The organism is Nitrospiraceae bacterium (genome assembly GCA_020632595.1).
GTDB lineage: Bacteria > Nitrospirota > Nitrospiria > Nitrospirales > UBA8639 > Nitrospira_E.
Genome location: JACKFF010000013.1, coordinates 44225 through 69633, shown reverse-complemented (window position 1 = coordinate 69633; position 25409 = coordinate 44225). Strand labels below are relative to the sequence as shown.

The window sequence follows — 25409 nt, the reverse complement described above, 5'->3', positions numbered from 1 at the left end:
AACCCGTATTCCGTCTTATTTTCGTATACCCAGTGCAGCAATCACGGCCTGGTATTTTCCCTCATCTCGACGTCGCAAATAATCTAATAACTTTCTTCGCTTGCTCACCATTCGCAAAAGGCCCCGTCGGGAATGATGGTCTTTTTTGTGTGTCTTGAAATGTTCGGTCAAACTCGTAATTCTATTCGTCAGCAAGGAAATCTGCACTTCAGACGAACCCGTGTCCTTGTCGTGAATTCGATGCGATTCTATTGCCGCGGTTTTTGCTTCTTTCGTTAAGCCCATAACTCCTCCTCCAATTCCTCAAGGTTACCTGCACTCAGTAAAAAATTCCTTCCACGAATGTCGTCTTATCCCAATCATTTAACAACAAATTTTTATGCCCTAGGCAAACACCGTTTCAATTGCTAATACGGGACCTCCCTTGCCTGCCTGAAAAACCGGGCCTCTCCCCAAAGCAAGCAATTGCCCATCTTTCTGTTTCACCCTCACCATATTATCCCCCATGGGTGAAACTGTTGGTTCCAAATACGAGTCGACCACCCGATCCCAGGAAATCGCATTTCCATGGAGCACCTTTCGAGCATCATCTCTATCGACCTCAACTGCGGGAAACCCTTCTAAAGCCTGGTCTAAACCCAAAAATGCCCCATCCAGTCGGGAAAATTCAAGCCCCCCAAGCAGGGATTCTATCTCAAGGGCCTGATCAACATGAATAGGCCCGACCCGTCGTCGTTGAAGCCATTTCAAATGTCCACCCACCTGCAGTATGTTTCCAATATCCTCGCAGAGGGTTCGAACATAGGTTCCCTTAGAACAGACAACCCGAAATGCAACCTCAGGGACATTCAGTTTTTGGATTTCTAAATCATGAATCACCACGGTTTTTGCCGGTCGGTCAACCGTCTCCCCTCTCCTGGCTTTCTTATACAAGGGTTGCCCCCCGATTTTCACCGCCGAGTACATGGGTGGCACTTGTTGGATAGCCCCTTGAAAGGTCGCAAACACTGACCGGATACGGTCCTCCGTCAGAGATTCCAGTGGAAATTCTTCTAATACCCTACCCCAAGCATCTTGGGTATCGGTCCGTTGACCCAATTGAAGCACGGCGCCATATTCTTTTTCCCATCCCAATAGGTATTGGGCAATTTTGGTTCCTTTTCCAATTAGGACCGGCAATACACCGGTCGCATGGGGATCCAAGGTACCGGCATGTCCGACTTTCTGAATACCCAAACCCGACCTGAGGCGTTGCACCACATCATGCGACGTCCACCCATCAGGCTTGTTTACATTCAGGACTCCATGTAGGGCCATCCCCGTCGCCGCCTTCCCGATGTTAGGATGTTCGATACAAGACGCCACGGTGCCCTTACCCCTCTACAATATCACTCTTATTGGGGAGAGAGGAGGATGACTCAGTTTCCCCGGAAGCCCCAGATTCCTCATGAAGGGAATCCAATAACTTTTCAATTCGATTTCCATACTCTGCACTTGTATCACGGTAAAAGACTAATTCCGGTGTATAGCGCAGATTTAACCGACGTCCCAATTCGGTTCGAACAAACCCTACTGCACTCTTTAGACCCGGACCCGTCACCTGATCAAAATGGGCTTGATCCAAAGCGGTCACATATATCCGAGCGATTTTGAGATCAGCCGTCATCTTCACCCCTGTGACGGTCACGAATTGGATACGTGGATCTTTCGTTTTTCTAGAAAGAATCTCTGCCACTTCCATACGAATCTGATCGGCAACCCGTGTTGCCCGACTACTATTAATTTTTGCCATGACGTGAAAAAATAATGGGAGCTTACAAGACTTCAATCTGGGATCGTAAAATCTCGAGGGAGGGATTTGATCGTATAAAGTTGAGGACTTGGTCTAAGACTTGATTGACCCTTCCCGTGTCATTCGCCACACACACCACCCCCAAAATGGCCTTTTGCCAAAGGTCTTGTTCATCGATTTCAGCAACGGAAACATTAAACCGATTTCGCAATCGGGCAATCAAGCTTGAAAGGACCTGACGTTTTCCTTTCAACGATTGGACATCGGGGATATGGAGTTCGAGCGTGCACAACCCCACGATCATCCCCATTCAAGATTCCCTTATCCATTTAACATTATAATTTTGTGGTTTCCTCTTCCAATACGTAGGCCTCTAACACATCGCCGATTTTTAAATCATTAAAATTCTCGACTCCAATTCCGCATTCATAGCCCTGCTGCACTTCCCGCGCATCGTCCTTAAACCGTCTTAATGATCCAATTTTTCCTTCATAGACCATCACCTGATCACGAACAACTCTCACTTTGGTATTCGAACGGGATATCAACCCATCATTCACATAACAGCCGGCAATGGTGCCCATCTTCGGAACGGAGAATAGTTGCCGCACCTCCGCATGCCCCATCACTCGCTCTTTGATCGTTGGAGCCAAGAGCCCCTCTGCAGCCGAACGAATATCATCAAGAATATTATAAATGATGGTGTATAAACGAATTTCCACACCCTCACGCTCCGCAATAGCAGCCGCCTTCGAATCCGGACGCACATGAAATCCAATGATAATTGCTTTTGAAGCAGCCGCTAATAACACATCAGTTTCGTTGATGCCTCCTACTCCACTATGAATGATCTTCAACTTTACCGCGTCGGTAGAAATCTTCAGAAGTGCATCGCCTAACGCCCCCACCGATCCTTGCACATCCGCCTTGATAAGCAGAGGCAATTCCTTAATTTCTCCATCTTTGGATTCTGCATAAAGCTCCTCAAGGGTTCTTCTGGACGTGGATGCAAGACCCACATCTTTTTGCTTTTGCTGCCGGGCCTGGGCAATTTCTCTCGCAGCCCGCTCATCCTTTACCACGACCAGCTGATCCCCGGCCTCAGGAACCCCCAATAGGCCAATGACTTCAATCGGTATTGATAGCCCAGCCTCCTTCAAGCGCTCACCCTTGTCCGATGTTAATCCTCGCACCCGGCCGCTTACCGATCCCACGACAAACGAATCCCCGATTCGTAAGGTTCCGGCTTGAATCAACACAGTGGCAACAGGCCCACGCCCCTTATCCAATTTCGCCTCCAAGACAACTCCTCGAGCAGAACAGGTAGCATCGCCCTTCAATTCCATAATTTCCGCTTGAAGCAATAACATGTCAAGCAACTGGTCCAACCCCTTATTTTGCTTTGCCGATACTTCAACAAAAATGGTTTGGCCTCCCCATGCTTCAGGTTGCAAGCCATGCTCGGCTAAACTTTGCTTGACCCGATCAGGGTTAGCCCCCGGCTTGTCCATTTTATTTACTGCCACAATAATCGGCACATTGGCCGCTTGCGCATGATTAATCGCTTCAATTGTCTGAGGCATCGGCCCATCGTCTGCAGCCACAACCAAGACCACAATATCCGTAACCTGAGCCCCACGAGCCCGCATAGCCGTAAAGGCTTCATGGCCTGGGGTATCTAAGAACGTCACACCACGTTCACCAGCTTTCACAAATGACGCCCCAATGTGTTGAGTAATCCCTCCCGCCTCTTGGTCGGTCACCTGGGTCTGCCGAATCGCATCCAACAACGAGGTTTTTCCATGATCGACATGCCCCATAACAGTCACCACAGGCGCGCGAGGCTCCAAATTTCCTTGCTCTCCTCCCTCAAGCACCTCTTCCAAGAGCGCTTCCCCTCCCTTCGCGGCCACCGCTTCAACTGCGAGGCCATAGCCCTCCGCAATGAGCACTCCCGCTTCCAAATCCATGGGTTGATTGAGGGTTTTTGCAATATTTAAATCCATTAATTTCCGAATAATTTCCGTGGGTTTTTGACCGATCACTTCGGCAAAATCTTTCACGGATATCCCTGCAGTGACCTTCATAACTTTTTTCCGGGGTTTGGTGACTTCACCCACCGAAGGCTGTTGAACCTGACGGGTACGTTCCTCTCGTCGCAACGTCGGTAATGGTCGAAGATCTTGCCAGACCGCAGCATCCTCAAACCGTGCGGCAAAGAGATCTTCGTCTTTCACACGTGCAACCTTTTTGATTTTTTTGCCCTTTTCCTCTATGGGAACTTCTCGCGATAAAACCGCCCCTTTTTTGTCAGGCTTTCCTTCGCCTTTCTTCTCTTTTTCAAGAGATTTACTCGAGGGAGGAGTTGCGACACTTTTCTCCTCAAGAACAGGTGGGGGGGCCACAACACCAGAAATCCCTCCCGATTCAGCAGGCGATACTGCGGGCACCTCTTGATGAGATTCTACGGCCGATACGCCAGGACTCTTAGGCAAAACGGACGCCGTCTCCAATGGAGATTCTGATTCCTCCAGAATGACCGGTGACTCTTCTCCCTCACCTTCCCTGACGGGAGACAATTCCGCCATTTCTTCCAGGATTTCTTCTTCCGTTTTTTTCTTCTTAATCAGTATGTGCTTTTTTTCGGCTTTTTTAGGTTCTTCGGCCACTGCCTCAGACCGATGCCTTCCCGAAGTCGACGATTCTTTTTTCAGTAGGCGCCCCCCCTCGGAGCTTTTTACACCAACAGGCCCTGGAGCGGATGAATCCCCAGGTTTTGGCGTTGTTTCAGGAGTTTTACCAAGAATAATATTCATCGCCCATTTGGCCATATTGTCTTCCACGGTATTACTATGGGAACTAACCTGGATGCCAAGTCGCACCAATTCAGGAATGAGCAAACGGCTCTCCATCCCAATTTTTTTGGCTATCTCATGAACTCTCATGCACGTCCTTTACTGTGAAGCCGTATCCTTACGATCCCGAGCTCTGCCCTGACTCTGTTGGTACCACCGCTGGATTCTCCACGATTTCATCTTGTGAGGATCTTTCAATTTCTCTGGCATTGTCCGTCGCCGACTCTTCCGTAATTTGGGCAGCCTCTTCAGCCAAAGCCGCTTTAATCTCCTGGTCTCGTTCAAGCTTTTGCTTTTCATACTCTGTAGAACTAATAATATCGATTTTCCAACCTGTTAATTTTGCGGCCAATCGCACGTTTTGCCCATTTTTCCCTATGGCCAAAGAGAGCTGAGAATCGGCCACCACCACCAAGGCAGATTTCTTTTGTTCGTCAATCCCTACTTTTTCAATGGAGGCAGGGTTCAAGGCTTCCCCGATAAAAACCCGAGGATCATTTGTCCATGGAATGATATCTATTTTCTCACCATGCAGCTCCCGAACAATGGCCTGAACACGTGAACCTTTGACGCCAACGCATGCGCCAACCGGATCAACCGCCTTATCCCGTGAAGCCACTGAAATCTTCGTCCTGTCACCCGGCTCACGTACCACCCCTTTGATTTCAACAATTTTCTCTGCAATTTCAGGTACTTCCAGGCCAAACAATTTCACCACGAATTGGGGATGCGCCCGGGAAAGGATCACTTGTACATCCTTTGGAGTTCTTCGAACTTCCAGCAGCAAAGCCCGCACTCGATCTCCCCGTCTATGGGCTTCCCGTGGAATTTGCTCCTGAATGGGTAGAAGGGCCTCCGTTTTTCCAATGTCGACCAGGTAATTTCGACGCTCTTGGCCCAAAACTACCCCATGAACGAGTTCCCCTTCTTTTTTGGAATATTCCCGTTCAATCGATTCCCATTCAGCCTCTCGAACTTTTTGACAAATGACCTGCTTTGCGGCCTGTGCAGCTATTCGCCCGAATTCTTCCAAATCAATGAGTGAACCGATTTCGTCTCCCATTTCAGCTTCATCATCAATTTTCCTGGCATCTTCCAACGAAATTTCTGTCTTAGAATCCATCACGTTCTCGGCAATCGTCTTTTTCTTCACGATAGAAATTTCGCCGGTTTCCGTATCAATATCGACTTGAATGTTTTCACCATGCCCAAACCGTTTCTTCGCAGCCGTGAGAAGCGCCGACTCCAGGGCCAAAATAACTTTGGCCTTGTCGATTCCTTTCTCCCGACCGATTTGATCAATGACCAACATGAGTTCACTTTTCATATGTATTCCTCGCAAGGCACAATGAGCGGTTCAAACGGACATGGGCGGTTGCTGCGAATTTCCAGTAAAACGTTAGAACGAAACCTCTAATCTCGCTTTGGCAATATTTTCCCAGGGTACAACTACTTCCTGTGGATTCTTGCTTTTGTCATCCATCAAATGAATCCCCATGTCTGTAATAGTAATCAATTGCCCCAAAACAACTGATTGCTTGTTGATCGAGGTTTTCAGAGTGACTCGAAGCCGTTCGCCCACCACTCGTTCATAATCTTTGGGATCTCGGAGCGGTCGATCTAGACCAGGCGAAGAAACTTCAAACCGATACGCGGCTTTCTCCGGGTGAAGAACCTCCCAGGTTCGACGCAGGGATTGATGGAATTGTTCACAATCTTCAATTCCAACTCCCCCCTTTTTATCAAGAGTCAATCGAACCAAAAGTTTGGCGGGTCTCCCGGTGCACTGAACCTCGAAGATATCCACTCCCAAGGCTCGAGCAATAGGTTCGCCCACTTGGCGAATAACTTGCTCAAGATTGTCAGCCGTAAAGGCCACCACCATTCCTCACTACGAGCGGCCACAAACCAAGACCAAAAAAAAGTGGGCTCACGCCCACTCTACTCGAAAATAACCTAGCACTTTCCATTTTTAAAGGCAAGAGCTTCCCCGATTCACTGCAACGCCCTAGCTGAGTAGAAAGACTTCATCGCTTTCACCACCCGCATAGTCCCGTGCCATGGGCATAAGGCAGGACCCATGATAAGCTCTTTTTTGAGTAGAGTGGTACTCACTCCAAGGTGAAATCTACGAGAGAGGAGTTTAACCGATGCCTTGTATAATTTCAGTGGCCTCCGGTAAGGGCGGAGTTGGAAAAAGCATGGTCGTCAGCAATCTTGGCCTCCTCCTCGCCAAAAAGGGACTTCGCGTCACGCTGGTCGATATGGACATTGGGGGAGCTAATCTTCATATCTTGTTCGGGATGTTCCAGCCCCCATCCACTCTCACAGATTTTTTGACAAACGCTCTAACTAATTTATATGAGATCGCCCACCCTATTCCCAGCCTCTCCTCCCTGAAGCTCATTCCTGGTACCGGCGAAACACTGATTACCGCAAACTTGCAACATTCCAAAAAAAGGCGCCTTATTCGGCACGTACAGAAGCTGGAGGCAGATATCATTCTGGTTGACGTCGGCGCGGGCACTAGTTACCACGCACTGGACTTTTTTCTCCTCGCGGACTATTACCTGGCTGTGGCCACTCCTGACCCGACCTCGGTTCTAGATCTGTATCGATTCATTAAACTTGCCGCCATTCGAAAGGTTCTTACAGCTTTTTTAGCCCGCGACCCAGTGGCGGACGCCCTTCTGGACAAAGACTTTCATAGTGTTACAGCAGTGCTGAAAGCCGTTGGAAGAACGAGTGAATCAGGTATGGAGATTGCCCAAGAAGCTTTAAAAATGTTTCAACCGGCCCTTATCTTAAATCGCATGACTCCCAAATCAAGGATCAATACTCTGCACTTACAACATCTGCTGAAGCAATATGTCGGAACCGACCTTTCTATCTTAGGTAATATCCCGGAAGACATGCAGGTGCAACAGTCCATTTTAAAATATCTTCCAGTGGTAGAACTGGCTCCCAATTCCCCAGCGACCATTGCGCTGAACCAAATTGCCGACAATGTACTTAGGATGGTGGGGCGAACAGATGGATCAATTGGCCGGATGGAGGAGCCTAGAAAAATCCGAGCATGAACAATATCATGGGTTTGGCTTTTTTAAAAAATCCGTCGGCTCTCTTCCTATGTGAAGAGGGTCGGAAGACTGTCCTCAGGTTTTTACTGACCATTGCCTTAACTTGTAAGTCCGATTGCCCACGACGCCTGCCGCAAATCACCTGGCCTAGTTGGACGCCTTAGATAGTTCTGCCAATGCATCTTGCAATTGCTTGACTTTTCCCTCTAATACCCGGCAATTCTTTTGAGCCGCCGCGGCTTCCTCCTTTAAAACATGCAACTGCTTCGTGAGGTTATCAACCATGCCTTCGGCTGATTGCAGACTCCTCAACGCATCAAGTCGATCTTCCTCTCCCTCCAGGCATTGTGCATTAAGGCGTTCAACCACACCTACCCATTCTCGAGCCACTCCCCCGAGCGAACCAGGAACCGGAGGTAGGGTGGCCTCCTTACCTAAAAGTCCAACAGCTTTCTGTACCCAGTCGATAAACAGGATGGCTTCCCAAAAATTCAAATCACCCGCACCCCCGGATTCCTCCGCATGGGGTGCTTCGGCCCGTCCCCGCAGATCGGAAGCAGGAGCCGGGTCCTTATGGTTTTCCTTGGCACTCGGCTTAAGTGAGGAACCATTATGAAATTGGTGCAGTAATACCGCAACACAGTGACGACAAAAAGGTTGCTCAGTGGATGGACAGGAACACCTGGTCGACAAAGTTCCTGCTCGCAACTTAATGATTTGCGTATACACGCCATAGACGCCATGGACCTCTGCCGTGATTTGCGTCTGGTCCGCATCAAGGATCTTGACTCGTTGGGCAGAAAAATATTGATGGCCTTCCTCGAAGACCGTTCCCCCAACCACGGATTGAATCATATCAGCATCTAATTGGCTCAGCTCCTGAGCCGAGCAGGAAATTCTATTTCTCATACAGGTAACACCCAATCAAAAAAATGAGCCCAGCCTCCCACATCAAAGGGTGAGAACGGTTTAATGTTTCGGAAAATATTACCGAGAGTTAATCTTAGAGCCAATTACCAAGTTCCATTGCCATGATCTAAAACTACCACGTCCTGAAATTACCACCTGTCACTACCCTGCCGGACGTGCCATCATGAAATCCGCCACTTCCACCGGCCACACGACCCCTGCTTCGTTTCTGGAAAGTCTGCTCGCCGAATCCCCGGAAACATTGCCTATCCTCAGGCAAAGTTGCATCCAAGTCCTAAATCTTACTCAGGATAAACGCTCAAATGCCAGCGACATTGGAGAAATTATCATGCGTGATCAAGCCATGATGGCCAATGTCATTAAAATCGCAAACAGCCCTGCCTATCATACCCGCACACCAGTCAAAACCCCAACCTATGCGGTGGCCCTTATCGGATTTGACGTCATTCGGGCCATGGTGGTCTCTGCCCAATTAATTGAACAAGCGGATACCTTTGGAGCCGATACCACCAATCTGAAACACCTACTGGCTCGCGCTCTGGTCGCGGGAACTCAGGCACAGGAACTGGGGAAAGCCATTAATTACGGGGAGACGGGATCGTTATTTACCAATGCCATGCTCTATTCACTGGGAGACCTCATCCTCGCTCTCTGTCGACCCGACGTCGCCGAACAACTAGCAGTCATACGCCGGGAGGATCCAGCCAGGATCCCAAAAGCCGAACTAACTCATTTGGGAAGACCCCTGCATATCATCGCTGCCGCCATGGCCAAGCATTGGAATCTGCCGGACAGCCTGGTTCAACTATTAGAGAAAAAGCCCGTCTGGCCCAAATCCCGCCCCGAAGCAGATCAACAGATCATGGAAGGCATTGTTCGAGCCGCGAATGAATTGAGTTATTGCCTCCTGAACCCATTGGCTGCCGGACAGGGAGAGGTTCTCCAAGGCCTGATCGAACAGTTTCTTCCCCCATTCGGCCTCTCCATGATCCAATTGGAACACACCGTGTCCAAAGCCTTTAGCCAGGCCTCAGAAATCGCCTCGGCCATCAACATTGACCGACAGCACTTTCTGCCCGCATCCGAGGCCGATGGACTATTTCTTCACAATCCACACCTACATCGGCTCACTCAAACCATCCATCAGGCTCTAGACCCCGAAGGGGTTCTTTCCAGAGAATCAGCAACATCGGCTCAGCAAGCATCCCCTTCCCTCCAGCCCTCTCCGGCCTCCGATAGGCCATTGCTGGATTTCACCATTCAGTCTATGAAAATATCCGAACCCTCCTCGCTGCTTACCTTTGTCGCCCGAGCTCTCCACGCTTCATATGGGTTTGAACGGGTCTGGCTCGCATTGGTCGTACCAGGAAAAGATATGCTCCAGGCCAAAATCGGTTATGGCCCGCATGTGGAAACCATCCAACCCGTGTTTCATTGCCCTCTTTCCCATGGAAACTTCTGGGATCGACTGATCCATAGGTTTCACCCTATTCAATATTCTTCATTGGTCAAAGAAGGGGAATCCGGAGGCATGCCAACCGCATTTCTAAAATACTGGGGCAATCAACCCGGGTTTGCCGGAACCTTGTACGCACCCAACAGGCCTATCGGAATCATCCTGGTGGATCGAGGTTCTACGGGAAATCCATTGACCGACACGGATTTTGCCGCCTTTGCCTTAGTGTTATCCCAAACCAACGTTAACCTGGCTCGATTAACTCAACACCACTAAGTACTAGACGGCACAACCTGAAGTTCTGCGGTCCAAAAGTGCCCCGGCGTCCTTCTTGGGTAGCGCGCAATGAAGAAATCATAAGAATTGTACCATCACCATTCCACTCAGAACCGCTGGCAGCCAGAAAATTGTTCAGGCCGGGAGAACATAAGAAGATCAGGACCGACGTCTATGGACGAAAGACTCAGGATGAAGAACGAATCTGTTTAAGATGAGGCAGACGGTAGAGGGCATACAGAAGCATGGCAATGGCAATCAACATTTCTTTGTGTTCATTCAGACCCCACAAAAAATCTTCATAAATACGACCTCGGTACCCCAACGGCGTTAGCCAAAAGTAGATACCTTTGAGTTCCCGATAGAGGGTGGCAACCGCAATGGTGAAAATAACCGGCCCTTCCGGTATGGCCGGTTTTAAATTTGCCGGTAACCGAAAAGGTCGTTGAAACTTCCAGACAAGGGGTAACAGAAAAAATATTACGAACAGAAAAATGGCTGCCAATGTTCGAACAGGAAACCGGCTGCTATGGAGATCAGTTGATCCACCAAAATGCGTACTCCACCAGAGGGGAGTTTCCCACCCAAAATGGATCTGTCCCCAACCAACTTCTTCTCCGGCAAAAAGAAGCGTAGCACCGGAAACCGCTCCGATAACACCAGCCGCCAGCCAATTTCCGCTTTTCCAAAATTTCCAGCTTGATGCCAATAACATGCCCCCACCTATTAGTGCAGACCAAAATGTCACAATTTCCACTGCGCCCTGTTCGCGTTGCACCTCTTCCAGGATGTGGGCCAAATAGAATTCTGGGGCTAATACGTAGGCCATAAACAGCCCAAAAACAATGTCAATGGGCGTGGCATACCCAATGCTATGTGAGACCTTTGTCATCTATTCATCCCCAGGAATCTGGCATACAAAAATGCAAAGGCAAAGGGAACGACCATCTTAAAGGCACCATGCAGGGAGCCAGGAAAATGATCATATTTTCACCACACCCTTCTAATTGCCAGAAACTTGAGAATATTATGTCTTATGCCTTTATTTGTGGAAGGTAAAAAGGGATCCCACCTACCCTAATGGCAGAGCCTTCCCCTTGGACAAATCTCCCATTTTTCCTTTTCCCCCAATCAAACCCAAAATGATATTCATCACACAATGTAAGGAGTATGATACTCAGGGAGTGGACTTATTCTTCTCAGAACTTTATGCAGGTCCAGAAATGTAGAAAAGCTTATCAAAGAGGAGAAAGGATTTTTTTTAGATGAACCTAACAGCAGGTCACCCAAGCACATCATGCAGGTTACCCTGGTAAATCTAAAATTCTCTGAGGAAAAATTTTCAATAGAAGCGCGACAACAAACCCTGTCTCTCTCACAGAAGGGGAATGAGATGGAGGGGCAACCTCTTAATACTTATGGTGAGCCGCGTGCGGCTCGAACGCACGACCCTCGCCTTAAAAGGGCGATGCTCTACCAACTGAGCTAGCGGCTCACCGGGTCGCGATGCTAACAATGGATTCTGTTGTTGTCAAACTTACCGCCGAAAAGCCACAAAAAAGCCTGTAAGTCCTTAGGCTTTGCGGGACCGAATCAATGGATTCTTCACAACAATGGTATCTTCACGTTTGGACCCGGTCGAAATCATATCGATTCGGCATCCGGTTAATTCCTCAATTCTGGCTAAATACCGTTTGGCAGCAGGCGGAAGTTGCTTATACCCTTTCAATCCCGTTGTGTCGGTTGCCCACCCACTCCATCGTTCATATACCGGTTCACAACCGGCCAGCACCTGTAAGTCACCAGGCATTTCTTTGTGGAGTTTTCCCTCATATCGGTATCCCGTACAAATTTTCAATTCTTTGCAGCCATCCAGCACATCCAACTTTGTGATGGCCAATGAGGTGAGTCCGTTGATTCGAACGGCATATCGCAATAACACCATGTCTAACCAGCCACACCGGCGGGCCCGCCCCGTCGTCGACCCGTATTCATTCCCACGCTGCATGAGTTGCTGACCCATTTCATCAGTCAATTCTGTCGGAAACGGTCCTCCGCCCACTCGAGTCGTATAGGCCTTCGTGACACCTAAAACCCCCGTTATCGTCGTGGGACCGACCCCACTGCCGGTACACGCCCCACCCGAGCAGGAACTTGAAGAGGTGACATAGGGATACGTCCCAAAATCGACATCTAAATGGGTCCCTTGTGCGCCTTCAAACAAGACACGCTTCCCCCGTTCAAAGGCCCGGTCCAAGACCAAGGCTACATCGGTAATATGCGGACGAAGTCGCTCACCATAGGCTTGATAATCTTTAAAAACCTTCTCAACTGTAAAACCATCCACATTGTAAATGCGCTCTAAGAACGCATTAATTTCCACCAGGTTTTCCCGGATCTTTTGTTGCAACACATCCGGATTCAGCAAATCTCCCATGCGAATGCCGACTCGCGCCATTTTATCGACATACGCCGGACCAATACCTCGGCCCGTCGTCCCGATTCGGCGAGCCCCTTTCGCCTGCTCTTCAGCCTTATCAATGGCTTTATGATAGGGCATGATGACATGGGCCCGATTACTAATAAGAAATCGTTTTCCAACGGGAATCCCCTTGGTAGTCAAACGGTCCAATTCCTCGATCAACCCGGCTGGATCAATGGCAACCCCATTCCCCAACGCGCACACCTTCCCTCGATAGAGAATACCCGATGGAATCAAATGAAAAATAAAGGTGCCTTTATTGGTAATGACCGTATGGCCGGCATTGGAACCTCCCTGATAGCGGACAATGATATCCGCATCCCTGGCCAGAAGGTCCACAATTTTTCCTTTTCCTTCATCTCCCCATTGGGAGCCGACAACAACCAATGCGGCCATAGCTTCCTCCACACGCACAAGACAAGAGCACGGGACAAAAAAAAACTCGGCCAGCGGATCAGCCAGAGCTTCAAAGGTGAATCGTAGGTCTCAACGCCTAATTTGTCAACGAGGGAGTTCTGCCTTTCTGGCCTCTGATTTTCTTGACCGAACCGTAGTCGCGTGATAGCATCATTTTCGGTGTGGGGCTGTAGCGCAGTTGGGAGCGCGCGTGAATGGCATTCACGAGGTCGCCGGTTCAATCCCGGCCAGCTCCACCAATTCATCCCTCCTTTCCGTCTTTTTGACCATGACAAAGGGGTTTTGACTCAGTTTTCATCTCACATATTGGATGGTGTTTCCGCATGCTGCATATTGAACAAATCTCCAAGAGCTACCCCACGAAACCCCTGTTCATTGAGGCTTCGGCACACCTCAAACCCAACACCCGTGTGGGGCTCGTAGGTCCTAATGGATCAGGAAAAACCTCACTGATGCGCATGATCCTCAATGAGGAGGAGATCGAAAGCGGTAGGATTCGACAACGTCCGTTTCTTCGCCTTGGCTATCTGCCACAGGAACTGGAGTCTTTGCCGGGAAACACCATTCTCGATGCCACACACCGGAATCAATTTCCCGATCACGAAGCCAAGCGGATTCTTGCCGGATTGGGATTTCAGGAGTCGGATTGGGAGCGCAAGATTGACACCCTCTCCGGTGGCTATCGCATGCGGGTGGCTTTAGCCCACTTACTGCTGTCAGCCCCCGACGTTCTCATGCTGGACGAGCCGACCAACCACCTCGACAAACCCACGCAGCGTTGGCTGGAATCATTTTTACTCTCTTCGAATTTCACGCTGTTGATCATCAGCCATGATATTGGCTTTTTAGACAACATGGTCACGCATATTTGGGAAGTCCGAAACCATACCTTACAGGAATACCGCGGCAATTATACGCGGTTTCAAAAACTCCGAGCAGAGCGAGACGCCCAGGAAGAGGCCGCCGCCAATCGACAATCCAAAGAAATTGCACGCGTCCAAAACTTTGTCGACCGGTTTCGATACCAGGCCAACAAAGCCAGCCAGGTGCAGTCCCGCATCAAACAACTTGAAAAAGTCAAACGGATTGAATTGCAACGGGACACGAAACGTTTGAAATTTAAATTTCCCGACCCGCCGGCCAGCGGAAAAGACGTCTTTGAACTTCGGAATATCGGGAAACGGTATGGCGATAAAATCATCTATGATGGCTTGGATTTTTCGGTTGAACGGGGACAACGCGTGGCCTTGGTCGGGGAAAACGGGGCTGGAAAATCTACACTTCTCAAAATCCTGGCCGGAGTCCTGGAATTTGAAAAAGGGTCCAGAACCCTGGGTCACGGGGTCACCCTCCACTACTTTGCTCAGCACCAGGCCGAAATCCTGAAATCTGAACATTCCATATTGGATTCACTGGAAGAAGCCGCGCCCATGACTGAACGCAATTTTTTAAGAGGATTAGCCGGCGCGTTTTTATTCTCCGGTGATGATCAGAAAAAACCCATCAAAGCCTTGAGCGGCGGGGAACGTAATCGAGTCGCCTTAGCCCGCATGTTAGTCGAGCCAGCCAATACCTTGCTGTTGGATGAGCCGACCAATCATTTGGATCCCACATCCGTGGATATGTTAACGGACGCACTGCTCCAATTTCCCGGGACCATGGTGTTTATCTCGCACGACCCCACATTCCTCATGCGAGTAGCCACGCGCGTCGTGGAAATAGACGATGGACAAGCCCGCGATTACATCGGCGACTATGAATACTATTGCTGGAAACGGGCCAAAGAACTGGAAGACCAGATACCGCCGGATGCCACACCCGACAAGAAAAAATCGAAGAAAAAAGAGAAGCCCCACAAAGAAAAACCCACCACCGAGCACCTCACTAATGGGAAAGCCAAGACCGCCGTCGCCACTCCTGAGGCTCCATCGCGACGAGACCTCTCAAAAAGCATCGCTCGCCTGGAAAAGCAGGTCGCCACCCTGGAAAAAGAAATTGGTCAGCTCGAAGAACAGATTAAAGCTCGGGACGTGGAACTCGCCGACCCGGCCACCTACCAAGACTACTCCCGCTGGAATGCCCTCCACCACGAACGCGAACAATGGGGACGCGACCTTGATCGTCTCACCCACAAATGGGCCGACCTCACCACCCAACTCGAAAAACAACAATCCCAGATTTCGTAATTCCCCACATACTTTTTACCTATCAGAAAAACCAACAAGCGAACCACTCCCCGCGAACTAAAGCATTAAGCTTCTGGCTCTTAGCATGCTCTGGTCCATCAGGAGAAACCATATCGAAACGATACGGATGCCCCCTTCCACCTCAAGGATATTAGAAAAATTTAAAGTGACGCATGTAACACAATGGGGTATCCGCTTACATTTTCGCTAACATTGAAGTTCAAGCTCCACTCTCTGGGTTCTGCTGCATCGACAGGTTAGGCGGGTATCTTGATTAATCCAAATCGTGTCCGTTTTCGGCCAGTAGTGGACATTTGGAGAGAACGATTTCAGGCAAAGTCATGGCCGCAATTTCACCATTTCCCCCTCCTTTAACGTTTGCGCATTAAATACTCGCCTATCGCCTGATAGGCTGGCAGAGAGGTCGGATCGTTGGCAGAGTTGCCTGCCACTGGGTGCGAGGCAAACCGTGCAATCACCACTTCCGCTGTCGGGTCCACATAGATGGTCTGTCCATGCACACCGCGGGCGGCAAAGGCTTCATGGTTGTTATGGAACACCCACCACATTCCACGATAGCTGCCGCCGGCCAGGTACTTGTATCTGGCCTTGGCAAAGGCAGCCTTGTCGCCACCTTGGCGGATACGCTGCACCGCCTCAGCGGGAAACAATCGCTGGTTGTTTATCACGCCCTCATTAAGAACCAGCAGGCCAAGGCGCGCCAAGTCCCGTAGACCGGCACTCAGCCCCCCACCCGCGAAAGGCGTGCCGATAGAATCAACCGTGAAATACGCATCCTGTTCGGCGCCTATCCGACGCCAGATGCGTTCCGAAAGCAAATCGGTAACCGACTTACCCGAGACACGTGAGATGATCCAACCCAACGTATCCGTGTTTATCGTTTTATAAGCAAACGCCTCACCATGCGCGCCTGCCTGTTGAACTGTCTGTAGGAACTCGTAGTAACTCCGAGGGCCGACATAGTCTGCCGGTTTGGGCAATGGGCTTGCCGCAGCGTTATAAATCCAGACATCTGCCTTTGGGTCGGAATAGTCCTCGCTGTAGCGCAACCCTGTCGTCATCTCCATCACCTGGCGGACAGTTGCACTCCCGAAGGCGCTCGCCTTCAGTTCCGGGATGATTGATGACACGAGCGCGTTCTCGTCAAGGGTACCTTCTGCAACCAGGATCTCAGCCAGCAAACCAGTCACCGACTTGGTGACAGACATGGCTCCGTGCTTGCCGAATTCGTTCAGGCAGCCGAAATAGCGCTCATAGACGATCCGTCCTTTGTGAAGGATAACGATCCCGTCGGTGTAGTTCACGGCAAGAGAGTCTTCCCAGCTCATCTCTTCCGTGCTATCAAGCGGGACGAACTTGACCGCACCAATGCCCTTGTCGATCGCCCGCTCCAGGGGAACGGGAGCACCTACCCCCCGGCTCACCCCTTTCGTTGGTAGCAGTTCCCGGAAATGGCAGACCGTCCAGCGCATTTTGGGAAAGCTGAAATAGTTGGAATCTGGCTGCCCGATAACTTTGTCGGGCGCAGGCGGAAAACCTTGCATCCAGCCAAGCGCCGCGGGGTCCGATTCGGTGGCGCTCAGAGGTTGCTTGCCTTGTGCAAAAGCTTCAACGGATATTCCAATCGACAGGACTGCGCCTGCCACCGGCACGAGGAGCCGTGCGAACGAACGCAACATCTATAACCTCCAACTAACCGCCCCAAACCGTTCTGGTGAGGCAGGCCTCCTTCATTTCCTCCACATAAACCTGCGACGACTTTCACAATCCTTGTTGAAATGCCGTAATAATGCAGGATACTTCAAAATGTCAGCTTTGGGTCGGGAACCGACATGTCGGCACACAGCCTCGGCCAGAAGCGGCCATTGAATCTTGGTTAATCCCTCTTGCCGTCTAAGGCTGCGCTCAGGGGCAGGCAACCCGCGTAGCGGATTGGCGTCCGCCGTAGGCCGTAGCGCACTTGAACGCCTGGTTATGTGTCACGAGGATTCTCCTCGGACTGCAAGCCGGATTTGTTCGCCGAGCGACGCAGCAGAGTATTGCGGTGCGGCCTTTACGCGTACTAACGGAAGGCCGACTGCGGCGCAGGTTGAGCTGACGAAATCGTCCCTCTCTCGTCTGTCTCGGCGACGATGACTACGGTCATCAAGCTCGACAGCACACAACACACGGAGGTCATCTGCCGTGCAAACGACGTAGTCGAAGTGCTTTGAGATTGTTCGATTTAAAGCACTACGACGCCGAGAAGGATCTAACTGTCGACTCGGTGCCAACACGTCGGCCATGCGAACTTTCGCGAAGATCTCAAGCTCATCGCCAGCCACAGTCTTCAGGACACCGAAGAGCGACCGCTCCGCGGGAGACATCAGCACTTCAATTCGCTCGTAGTCCGATAACTCCGACCCATCCCGTCCACTCCTCGCTCTAATCCAGGATAGGAGCAGGCCAAGCCCCCCGATGAGAAGAATGCCAACTACCACGGGGACCCAGAGGTCGTTCACGATAGGCTCGCGCTACACATATTTGAAAAAATTCCAAAAGAATTAAATTAATCCGTCCCCTTTTCTCTTACTTCTTTGCTTCATAAACTCATATCACCACGATGTTCGCTGTGGGCCGGTAGCGGACTACTCACCCTCTTTTATGAGTTGGTGAATCTAACTAGAAATAGACAGTCCAAATGTTCTGATTTTGAATAGCCGATGTAACAAACTCCCGTATTCGGTAACATTTTCAGACAACCCAGGCCGTGTCCTCCCATTAAATTCTTTTCAAACTCCTCCAAAACCCCCTATGTATTGGGTTTGGTCAAAAATGCACTAGTTCCCTCAAGAAATTTTTACATTTTCGCCGTTTTTTGTCATCTCATTTATTAACCCGTTTCAACCGGTTCCTTCCATGTTTCCGCCGTCTCTCCTGGCCTTGTGGTGTGGCCGAGCAGTGCAGGCGACTTCGGGAAAAAGGCGCGCACTGTTTGAGCCCCTTGAGAAGCCTCAGGCCAAGCTCCGCGAGTTTGCGCGCCGCCGAAGTCGGCGACCCGCGCAGGGGACCCGAAGGGCCACGCCACGGCCAACATGGTTTTGGGTTCTTTTGCCGAAACAAAAGGACCTCGGCTGCCGGGCCGAAACCCGGCAATACATTCTGAACTCCCTGAATTACCAAGGTGCTTTGAATGGACTAAAAAACATCGGCGATGTATAGTTCTAATGTATACATTACTAAGGAGTATTTATGATACGGACGCAAATCTACTTGACGGAAGAGGAGAAGGCTCAATTGGAAATCATCGCCCTGACGCGGGGAGTGAAGCAAAGTGAGTTGATTCGAGAAGCCGTCGACGAACTCATTGAAAAATATACACCCTCCCAGCGCCTCACCCGCATCAAACAGGCCCGAGGCCTCTGGAAAAATCGAAAGGACCTTCCCGCCTTACGCGACCTTCGCACAGGATGGAGCCGAAGGGCTCAAACGTGAACAGACCCTTCCTGATCGATTCGGATGTCTTGATCGACTATCTCAAAGGTTTCGACCTAGCCTGCGATTTGATGGAAACGCATATAGACAGGATAGGCCTCTCTGTCATCACGATTGCTGAAATACGGGCCGGCATCAAAGGGAGAGAAGAAGAGCAGGCCTTTGAACAGTTCCTCTCTGCCATTCCTCACTACGATGTAACCCGAACGATTGCCGAGATGGGCGGAGATTGGGTTCGCCAATTCGGCCGGTCTCATGGGGTTGAAATACCGGATGCGTTGATTGCGGCCACCGCCGCAACCCACAACCTTGAACTGAAAACTCTCAATACCAAACACTATCCAATGATTAAAGACCTCGCCCAAGCCTATCAAAAGAGTTAACTGGCAGCCTTTCAGCGTCGTGTTAAGTTCAGGGCAGGCCAGCAGATTTCAGATAACATCACCAAGGGGCATTGATATCTTCTCCATCGGTCGGAGAAGAATTCTTGGGTCGATAATACCGGCGGCTCTCCTGGCCTTGAGGTATGGCCGAGCAGTGCAGGCGACTCCGGGAAAAAGGCGCGCACTGCTTGAGCCCTTCGAGAAGACTCAGGCCAAGCTCCGCGAGTTTGCGCGCCGCCGGAGTCGGCGAACCGCGCAGGGGATCCGAAGGACCACGCCACGGCCACCATGGTTTTGACCACTTTTGCCGAAACAAAAGTGGCTCGGCTACCGGTCCGAAAACCGGCTCTTTTTCAGAACTCGATAATTACCAGGGCGAGTTAAGGCCTTCTGCTTCATCTGTAGGAGAGGCAGAATTGGTAGGTTGATAATACCGGCGGCCTTCTAATTCTTTAGGAAGATGGGTTTGTTGTTTAGCCCCTTTCGGGTCGTCATGGGCATAACGGTAGTTTTTGCCATAATCCAGATCCTTCATCAGAGACGTCACCGCATTACGCAAATGCAGCGGTACCGGGAGATTGCCCTTTTCCTTGGCGTCTTTCCTCGCTGCCAGTAGCCCCATATACGATGCGTTGCTTTTTGGGGCAGTAGCCAAATAGGTCACCCCATGCGCCAGGTTGATTTGTGCCTCGGGTAATCCGATGACCTCCACCGCATGGAAAACGGCTGAGGCAATCAAGAGTCCCTGCGGGTCGGCCATCCCGACATCTTCCGATGCAAAAATCATCATTCGCCTGGCGATGAATTTAGGATCTTCTCCACCCTCTAACATCCGCGCCAGCCAATACAACGCCCCATCCGGATCGGAATCCCGCATGCTTTTAATAAATGCCGAAATCAGATTGTAATGCTCTTCTCCATCCCTGTCGTATCGTAAGGCCTTCTGCTTCAGGGCTTGTTCAACTTGCGGTTGATCAATGGTGATCGGTTTGCCTGGCTTCGCATATTGGCCAACGACGAATTCCAGGCCCGTTAACATCGACCGGGCATCGCCATTGCCATATCCAATTAACAGACGCTGCGCGTCGGGAGTAAGGGTCATGCGTGAGGAACCGAGTCCCCGCTTCGTATCCGAAAGGGCACGAGTCAAGATATGCCTCAACGCCTCCTCATTTAAGGATTGAAGCACCACCACCATAGACCGGGACAACAAGGGAGCAATCACTTCGAAAGAAGGATTCTGTGTGGTGGCTCCAATGAGTATGATATCTCCCCGTTCAACATAGGGAAGGAAGGCATCCTGTTGCGCTTTATTGAATCGATGGATTTCATCCACAAAAAGAAGGGTACGCTGTCCTGACACCTTTCGGCGTTGTTGGGCCGTTTTCAGCAATCCACGCAACTCGGGCACGCCACTGAGCACTGCTGAAAACGGGATAAATGTCGCCCGGGTTTTATTGGCGATTATGCTCGCTAACGTCGTCTTCCCCGTCCCCGGCGGGCCCCATAGAATAAGTGAGGGCACACGATCATGTTCAATGGCCACACGCAGCGGCTGACCTTCGGCCAGGACGTCTTCCTGCCCCACAAACTCATCAAAATCCAGCGGCCGCATCCTCTCTGCTAACGGAGCCGCGGGTATATCGGAAGATTCCTGAACAGGGAAAAGATCTTCTTGGGACTGTGGCTCAAAGAATTCCATAAAAATACACGTACCCGTAGGCATTTCTGGCAGCCGGTTCTGTGGTTACCTCTCTATTCTCAGTATGCTATAACCACCGGTCATGCACCCGCAAATGAAACCGCCATATGGCTCTTTGATGACCTCACTCGAGAAAAACCGGTGTGGCTCCCATCGACAAAAAAGGAGAGACCGGTGAAAGCGCTGATTCATGGAGTGACCGTCGGATATTCCGATCAAGGGAACGGCACGCCACTCGTCTTTATCCATGCCTTCCCACTTTCCAAAACCATGTGGCAACCTCAAGTCGATGCGCTAAAGGACACCTATCGAGTGATCACCATCGATCTTGGAGGACATGGAGAATCCGATATCGTGCCATGGAAGGATTCGTTGGACGATTATGCCAGGGACGTCATCCGCCTGCTCGATCACCTCGGGATTGCTCATGCGGTGTTTGTGGGCTTGTCGATGGGCGGATATACCCTCTTTGCAATCTATCGACATTATGCTGATCGGGTAAAAGCCATGGTTTTGGCAGATACAAGAGCGCAAGCGGATAGTGAAGAAGGGAAAGCCGGACGTGCGTCGATGGCTCAAGTAGCTTTTAGCGATGGAACACCAGCCATTGCCGACCTCATGCTTCCTAAACTTCTGTCCCCTTCCACCATTGAGCGTCATTTTGAAATGGTGGAGCAGGTTCGACAGATGATTCTTCACACATCAACGGGGGGAATTATCGTCGATTTGGCAGCTATGGCCGCTAGACCTGATTCAACAGACCTTTTATCCACAATCACCTGCCCGACTTTGATCATTGTGGGCGAGAATGATGTCGCGACTCCGGTCTCAGAGTCTCAGTACATGGCCAATCGGATCACCGGCTCAATCTTGGTCACCATCCCTGAAGCCGGCCATCTATCGAACTTCGAACAACCCGCCGCGTTCAACGGAGCACTGCGGAGCTTCCTCACGACCCACCGGTTATAAGCATTGCCGGCAAGGCCAAACGGATCAGCAAAACATCCGATACAGGAGTTGGGTTGGAACTAAAGAAATAGAGAAACGACGGGCCTAACGGAAAAGAAATTGAGGGAAAATCAAATAGAGGTTCTTTCGCCCCGGACCCACCACAAAACCAGAAAGAAAAAATATAGGGATGAGACCGGCGCCTCCTGCGCGACATGCCCTTCCCTGGGAACACGGATGAACACTCAATAATGCCGCATTAAACCTGATTTCATTTTAAGAATCAACTATCTAGAAAAGCCAAGCCATCAGCTCATTATGAACGGGAACGAAGAAATGGATGGAAACATCTATCTAATCGCCGTCACATCCACGCTGGCGAATGAGCTTAAGAAATTCGTTACGGGTTTGTTCTTGTTTGCGAAACACACCCAGCATTTCACTGGTGACCGCCACGGTATTCTGCCTTTCTACTCCACGCATACTCATACACAGATGGCGGGCTTCCATGACCACTGCCACCCCACGCGGCTTGAGCTTCGTGTGAAGGGTGTCTGCAATCTGGACCGTCAACCGTTCCTGGACTTGCAGCCGACGACTAAAGGCATCGACAATCCTTGGGATTTTGCTCAAGCCCACCACATGCTTATTGGGAATATACCCGATATGACATTTCCCAAAAAACGGCAGAAGGTGATGCTCACAGAGGCTAAAAAAATCGATATCGCGCACGATAACCATCTCATCATATACGATTGGGAACAGAGCCCCATTCAATAATTCATCGATATCTTGTTGATAGCCTTTGGTAAGGAAGGCCATGGATTTGGCTACCCGCTTGGGCGTATCGGTTAAACCATGCCGTTGGGGATTTTCGCCCAAATTTTCGAGTAGTTGCTTTACAATGATCTCCAGGTTCGCGAGATTGGGCATTCGAACCGGCTGGCTGTTGTCTTGATCGACCGCCCGTGGCTTGATGGATGAGGGCCGCTTCGGCTTGGTCGGCATTAGTTCTCCTTTATCCCGTTTCTGTTGGAAGAATCGCTGGTCACTCCGAGAGTGCCGATATATTCAAAGAAGTTATCTCTGGTTTCAATCACCCCAATTTTCTCTAATTGCCCGGAAGGAATCTGATCAACCAGTAGCTCCCAAATTAAACGCGCTAAATTCTCACCAGTTGTCGTGACTTGTGCAAAAGCGGGATCAAAATTGAGATGTTGATGATCAAAACGATCAACAATCTTGTCTTTCACGAGTTGATCCAAGGCGTCCACGTTGGTGATCAACCCTGTCCGCCTATCCAATTCACCGGCCACCGTCACAAGAACCGTATAATTATGCCCATGCCCGTTCAGGTTATTACACTTACCAAAAATCTTCTTATTGGTATCCTCTGGCAATAGATCGGTATGCAGACGATGGGCGGCGCAAAACCGATAGGTTCTGGTGATGGACGATGTAGTCGGCATAGCAGTCGGTCTCAGCATGCCTTCACATTGCCAGACATGTTTTGAACAATACGACTGTGGCTGGTACCCACACTCTCTCCCTTTTCCATTAAGAAAATGGCAAATTCACGCAGATCGTTCAATTTCAGCCTCACCCCATTTTTCTTCGGGGACTTGCACAATCACATCCCCTAATACTCGAGCCTGACAGCCTAACCGGTGGTAAGGCTCAGTCAGGGCTTCCCGATCGAGCAAATCCTGCTCATCAAAATCGATATCAGAAAGATTCCCTTCACCCGCAATCACATCCACCCGGCAGGTGGTGCAGGAGGCGTTGCCCCCACAATCATGATTCAATGGGAACCCGAGTTTCTCCGCGACTTCCAAGAGAGAAAGGCCTTCAGGAACTTCGCCAGACTTGCCTTCTGGATGAAGAAATGTAACGCGAGGCATAAAGTCTCCTCCTTACTCAGCGCCAACTGGAACCGGCTTGAACGGACATCGTCCCAGGCCAATATGCTCTTCGAATTCGTGACGAAACAGGCGTAGGCTATTTTGTACCAATACCGCAGCTCCCGTCACCAGAGTACAAAATCCGGTGCCTTTGACGAATCCACAAATTTGCAACAGCTTGGCCAGATCCCGCTCTTCTCCTGATCCATCTTCGATTTTTCTCATTAAGATCGCTAATTCCTGTGTACCAATCCGGCAAGGTGGACATTGCCCGCAACTTTCCCGTTCAAAAAATCCTGAAAACTTGAGCGTTTGCTCCACCATGCACGTTGCATCATCGACAACAATAACGCCGGCAGACCCCAATCCAGTGCCGGCTTTCTTGAGCGAATCAAAATCCATGGGTAATTCCAATTGATCCGCCCCCACCATGGAAAAGGATGGCCCACCGGGGAACACGGCCTTGACACCACGTCCGTTCGGCACGCCCTGCCCACAGACCTCAATCAAATGTCGGATGGACGTTCCCAACGGCAGTTCATACACACCGGGCCGATTCACGGCTCCACTGAGGGAAAACAACATCGTCCCCGGAGTAGTACTGGTGCCGACCTGACGAAACCATTCTGGTCCGTTCCGCAAGAGTTGGGGAATATTCGACAGCGTTTCAACATTATTGACTAAGGTCGGCTTGCCATGCAGTCCAAACTCCGTGGGATAAAAGGGTGGCTTTTGCTTAGGCTGGGCTGGACGACCCTGCATCGATTCCAACATCGCAGTTTCTTCACCCGCCACGTAACTGCCATATCCATCAAAAATTTCAATATCCAGGGTGAGACCGGTACCAAGAAAATTCTTTCCCAATAAGCCCTGCTCTGCGGCCTGCTCCTTAGCTCGCTCAAAGATGGCTCGCTCTTCGGAAAATTCATGATTTAAATAGATATACGCCGCTTTTGCTCCAACGGTATACGCGGCAATCAGGCATCCTTCGAGAAGTTGGTGAGGATGATGTCGAAGCAAATACCGATCTTTGAACGTCCCGGGCTCGTGCTCCCCGGCATTACAGACAAAGTATCGCTCTTTGACGCGATGATTGACCACCTTGTCCCATTTCAGTCCGGTAGGAAATCCAGCACCTCCCCGTCCTCGCAAATGAGCCTCTTTCAATTGTGCGATTATGGCCTGCGGGTCATTTTTCGTGACACACTGAACCCAGGCTTCATACCCCCCTTGCCGGCGGTACGCCTCTATGTCCCCTGGCTCACCCTTTACCTCCCGCAACACTCGAGGTGCGAATGCGTTATCCACCGAAGCCCCCTTGATCAATGTTTTGGACCCACATGCGTTTTTCCAAGATGTTCAACATTTCCACAGATGGTTTTTTACAAATCCCTTCCTCGAAAAACCAAATTTCCTTCCATATTCCTAAGGGAAATAAGGCGTCAAGGCGGGGTCAGCATACGAGCACCACCCACTATACGAATGGGTCGCTAAAGTCGTCAAGGT

Annotated in this window: 24 protein-coding genes and 2 tRNA genes; 7 read left to right on the top strand and 19 right to left on the bottom strand. The window is 50.4% G+C overall.

Annotated elements, in window-relative coordinates; genetic code table 11:
• Positions 1-15: 15 nt before the first annotated feature.
• From rpsO to H6750_17930, 7 genes are all read right to left on the bottom strand, one after another.
• On the bottom strand, positions 16-285 hold the full coding sequence (gene rpsO, locus H6750_17960; GenBank protein MCB9776192.1) for a 30S ribosomal protein S15: 270 nt from the start codon (positions 283-285) through the stop codon (positions 16-18).
• Positions 286-384: 99 nt separating this feature from the next.
• Complete coding sequence (truB, locus tag H6750_17955; protein ID MCB9776191.1) at positions 385-1365, bottom strand: tRNA pseudouridine(55) synthase TruB; 981 nt, start codon at positions 1363-1365, stop codon at positions 385-387.
• 7 nt (positions 1366-1372) lie between these two features.
• On the bottom strand, positions 1373-1792 hold the full coding sequence (gene rbfA, locus H6750_17950; protein MCB9776190.1) for a 30S ribosome-binding factor RbfA: 420 nt from the start codon (positions 1790-1792) through the stop codon (positions 1373-1375).
• A 22-nt stretch (positions 1793-1814) separates the two neighbouring features.
• The gene (locus H6750_17945; protein MCB9776189.1) at positions 1815-2096 is read right to left on the bottom strand and encodes a DUF503 domain-containing protein; all 282 of its coding nucleotides are present in this window, start codon (positions 2094-2096) and stop codon (positions 1815-1817) included.
• A gap of 31 nt (positions 2097-2127) precedes the next feature.
• Positions 2128-4737, bottom strand: a complete 2610-nt coding sequence (gene infB / locus H6750_17940) for a translation initiation factor IF-2 (protein ID MCB9776188.1) — start codon at positions 4735-4737, stop codon at positions 2128-2130.
• Between the two features lie 28 nt (positions 4738-4765).
• Positions 4766-5974 (bottom strand): transcription termination/antitermination protein NusA, encoded by a 1209-nt coding sequence (gene nusA / locus H6750_17935; protein ID MCB9776187.1) that lies wholly within the window; start codon positions 5972-5974, stop codon positions 4766-4768.
• Positions 5975-6046: 72 nt separating this feature from the next.
• Positions 6047-6526, bottom strand: a complete 480-nt coding sequence (locus H6750_17930) for a ribosome maturation factor RimP (protein ID MCB9776186.1) — start codon at positions 6524-6526, stop codon at positions 6047-6049.
• A 271-nt stretch (positions 6527-6797) separates the two neighbouring features.
• Between H6750_17930 and H6750_17925 the strand changes: the two genes are divergently transcribed.
• Positions 6798-7727, top strand: a complete 930-nt coding sequence (locus tag H6750_17925) for a P-loop NTPase (GenBank protein ID MCB9776185.1) — start codon at positions 6798-6800, stop codon at positions 7725-7727.
• Between the two features lie 147 nt (positions 7728-7874).
• On the opposite strand, the gene H6750_17920 is transcribed toward H6750_17925, so the two are convergent.
• Positions 7875-8636 carry an SWIM zinc finger family protein gene (locus H6750_17920; GenBank protein MCB9776184.1) on the bottom strand — a complete coding sequence of 254 codons (762 nt, stop codon included), beginning with the start codon at positions 8634-8636 and terminating at the stop codon, positions 7875-7877.
• A gap of 184 nt (positions 8637-8820) precedes the next feature.
• On the opposite strand from H6750_17920, the gene H6750_17915 reads away from it, so the two are divergent.
• Positions 8821-10389, top strand: coding sequence for an HDOD domain-containing protein (locus H6750_17915; protein ID MCB9776183.1), 1569 nt, complete (start codon positions 8821-8823; stop codon positions 10387-10389).
• Between the two features lie 187 nt (positions 10390-10576).
• Here the strand turns inward: H6750_17915 and H6750_17910 are convergent, their stop codons facing one another.
• The 3 genes from H6750_17910 to H6750_17900 form a co-directional block, all read right to left on the bottom strand.
• The gene (locus H6750_17910) at positions 10577-11281 is read right to left on the bottom strand and encodes a hypothetical protein (protein ID MCB9776182.1); all 705 of its coding nucleotides are present in this window, start codon (positions 11279-11281) and stop codon (positions 10577-10579) included.
• A gap of 527 nt (positions 11282-11808) precedes the next feature.
• Positions 11809-11884: transfer RNA gene (locus H6750_17905), tRNA-Lys, on the bottom strand.
• A gap of 78 nt (positions 11885-11962) precedes the next feature.
• Complete coding sequence (locus tag H6750_17900; protein ID MCB9776181.1) at positions 11963-13267, bottom strand: adenylosuccinate synthase; 1305 nt, start codon at positions 13265-13267, stop codon at positions 11963-11965.
• 184 nt (positions 13268-13451) lie between these two features.
• Here H6750_17900 and H6750_17895 point away from each other — a divergent pair.
• Both H6750_17895 and H6750_17890 read left to right on the top strand, forming a co-directional pair.
• Positions 13452-13527: transfer RNA gene (locus tag H6750_17895), tRNA-Ala, on the top strand.
• 84 nt (positions 13528-13611) lie between these two features.
• Complete coding sequence (locus tag H6750_17890; GenBank protein ID MCB9776180.1) at positions 13612-15474, top strand: ABC-F family ATP-binding cassette domain-containing protein; 1863 nt, start codon at positions 13612-13614, stop codon at positions 15472-15474.
• A 371-nt stretch (positions 15475-15845) separates the two neighbouring features.
• Here the strand turns inward: H6750_17890 and H6750_17885 are convergent, their stop codons facing one another.
• From H6750_17885 to H6750_17875, 3 genes are all read right to left on the bottom strand, one after another.
• Positions 15846-17174 carry a serine hydrolase gene (locus H6750_17885; GenBank protein MCB9776179.1) on the bottom strand — a complete coding sequence of 443 codons (1329 nt, stop codon included), beginning with the start codon at positions 17172-17174 and terminating at the stop codon, positions 15846-15848.
• A gap of 300 nt (positions 17175-17474) precedes the next feature.
• Positions 17475-17996, bottom strand: coding sequence for a DUF2726 domain-containing protein (locus H6750_17880; GenBank protein MCB9776178.1), 522 nt, complete (start codon positions 17994-17996; stop codon positions 17475-17477).
• Between the two features lie 371 nt (positions 17997-18367).
• Positions 18368-18571, bottom strand: coding sequence for a hypothetical protein (locus H6750_17875; GenBank protein MCB9776177.1), 204 nt, complete (start codon positions 18569-18571; stop codon positions 18368-18370).
• 155 nt (positions 18572-18726) lie between these two features.
• On the opposite strand from H6750_17875, the gene H6750_17870 reads away from it, so the two are divergent.
• Together H6750_17870 and H6750_17865 are read left to right on the top strand one after the other, a co-directional pair.
• Entirely contained in the window at positions 18727-18969 is a 243-nt protein-coding gene (locus H6750_17870) for a ribbon-helix-helix domain-containing protein (GenBank protein ID MCB9776176.1), read from the top strand.
• Complete coding sequence (locus tag H6750_17865) at positions 18966-19352, top strand: type II toxin-antitoxin system VapC family toxin (GenBank protein ID MCB9776175.1); 387 nt, start codon at positions 18966-18968, stop codon at positions 19350-19352. The genes H6750_17870 and H6750_17865 overlap by 4 nt, the downstream gene beginning before the upstream one ends.
• A 367-nt stretch (positions 19353-19719) precedes the next feature.
• Here the strand turns inward: H6750_17865 and H6750_17860 are convergent, their stop codons facing one another.
• Positions 19720-21054 (bottom strand): replication-associated recombination protein A, encoded by a 1335-nt coding sequence (locus H6750_17860; GenBank protein ID MCB9776174.1) that lies wholly within the window; start codon positions 21052-21054, stop codon positions 19720-19722.
• A gap of 174 nt (positions 21055-21228) precedes the next feature.
• Here H6750_17860 and H6750_17855 point away from each other — a divergent pair, with 174 nt between their 5' ends.
• On the top strand, positions 21229-22023 hold the full coding sequence (locus H6750_17855; protein ID MCB9776173.1) for an alpha/beta fold hydrolase: 795 nt from the start codon (positions 21229-21231) through the stop codon (positions 22021-22023).
• A 333-nt stretch (positions 22024-22356) separates the two neighbouring features.
• Here the strand turns inward: H6750_17855 and folE are convergent, their stop codons facing one another.
• The 4 genes from folE to nuoF form a co-directional block, all read right to left on the bottom strand.
• Positions 22357-23010, bottom strand: a complete 654-nt coding sequence (gene folE, locus H6750_17850) for a GTP cyclohydrolase I FolE (protein MCB9776172.1) — start codon at positions 23008-23010, stop codon at positions 22357-22359.
• On the bottom strand, positions 23010-23453 hold the full coding sequence (locus H6750_17845) for a 6-carboxytetrahydropterin synthase (protein ID MCB9776171.1): 444 nt from the start codon (positions 23451-23453) through the stop codon (positions 23010-23012). The genes folE and H6750_17845 overlap by 1 nt, the downstream gene beginning before the upstream one ends.
• Positions 23454-23576: 123 nt before the next feature.
• Positions 23577-23903: a (2Fe-2S)-binding protein gene (locus H6750_17840; protein MCB9776170.1), complete on the bottom strand. Its 327-nt coding sequence runs from the start codon at positions 23901-23903 to the stop codon at positions 23577-23579.
• 12 nt (positions 23904-23915) lie between these two features.
• Positions 23916-25211, bottom strand: coding sequence for an NADH-quinone oxidoreductase subunit NuoF (gene nuoF, locus H6750_17835; GenBank protein MCB9776169.1), 1296 nt, complete (start codon positions 25209-25211; stop codon positions 23916-23918).
• Positions 25212-25409: the final 198 nt, after the last annotated feature.

Excerpts from the sequence above, each read along its gene's own strand:
- rpsO (MCB9776192.1), bottom strand. The coding sequence starts at position 285 with ATGGGCTTAACGAAAGAAGCAAAAACCGCGGCAATAGAATCGCATCGA.
- rbfA (MCB9776190.1), bottom strand. The coding sequence starts at position 1,792 with ATGGCAAAAATTAATAGTAGTCGGGCAACACGGGTTGCCGATCAGATT.
- H6750_17945 (MCB9776189.1), bottom strand. The coding sequence starts at position 2,096 with ATGATCGTGGGGTTGTGCACGCTCGAACTCCATATCCCCGATGTCCAA.
- infB (MCB9776188.1), bottom strand. The coding sequence starts at position 4,737 with ATGAGAGTTCATGAGATAGCCAAAAAAATTGGGATGGAGAGCCGTTTG.
- nusA (MCB9776187.1), bottom strand. The coding sequence starts at position 5,974 with ATGAAAAGTGAACTCATGTTGGTCATTGATCAAATCGGTCGGGAGAAA.
- H6750_17925 (MCB9776185.1), top strand. The coding sequence starts at position 6,798 with ATGCCTTGTATAATTTCAGTGGCCTCCGGTAAGGGCGGAGTTGGAAAA.
- H6750_17920 (MCB9776184.1), bottom strand. The coding sequence starts at position 8,636 with ATGAGAAATAGAATTTCCTGCTCGGCTCAGGAGCTGAGCCAATTAGAT.
- H6750_17915 (MCB9776183.1), top strand. The coding sequence starts at position 8,821 with ATGAAATCCGCCACTTCCACCGGCCACACGACCCCTGCTTCGTTTCTG.
- H6750_17910 (MCB9776182.1), bottom strand. The coding sequence starts at position 11,281 with ATGACAAAGGTCTCACATAGCATTGGGTATGCCACGCCCATTGACATT.
- H6750_17900 (MCB9776181.1), bottom strand. The coding sequence starts at position 13,267 with ATGGCCGCATTGGTTGTTGTCGGCTCCCAATGGGGAGATGAAGGAAAA.
- H6750_17890 (MCB9776180.1), top strand. The coding sequence starts at position 13,612 with ATGCTGCATATTGAACAAATCTCCAAGAGCTACCCCACGAAACCCCTG.
- H6750_17885 (MCB9776179.1), bottom strand. The coding sequence starts at position 17,174 with ATGTTGCGTTCGTTCGCACGGCTCCTCGTGCCGGTGGCAGGCGCAGTC.
- H6750_17875 (MCB9776177.1), bottom strand. The coding sequence starts at position 18,571 with ATGTTGGCCGTGGCGTGGCCCTTCGGGTCCCCTGCGCGGGTCGCCGAC.
- H6750_17870 (MCB9776176.1), top strand. The coding sequence starts at position 18,727 with ATGATACGGACGCAAATCTACTTGACGGAAGAGGAGAAGGCTCAATTG.
- H6750_17860 (MCB9776174.1), bottom strand. The coding sequence starts at position 21,054 with ATGGAATTCTTTGAGCCACAGTCCCAAGAAGATCTTTTCCCTGTTCAG.
- folE (MCB9776172.1), bottom strand. The coding sequence starts at position 23,010 with ATGCCGACCAAGCCGAAGCGGCCCTCATCCATCAAGCCACGGGCGGTC.
- H6750_17840 (MCB9776170.1), bottom strand. The coding sequence starts at position 23,903 with ATGCCTCGCGTTACATTTCTTCATCCAGAAGGCAAGTCTGGCGAAGTT.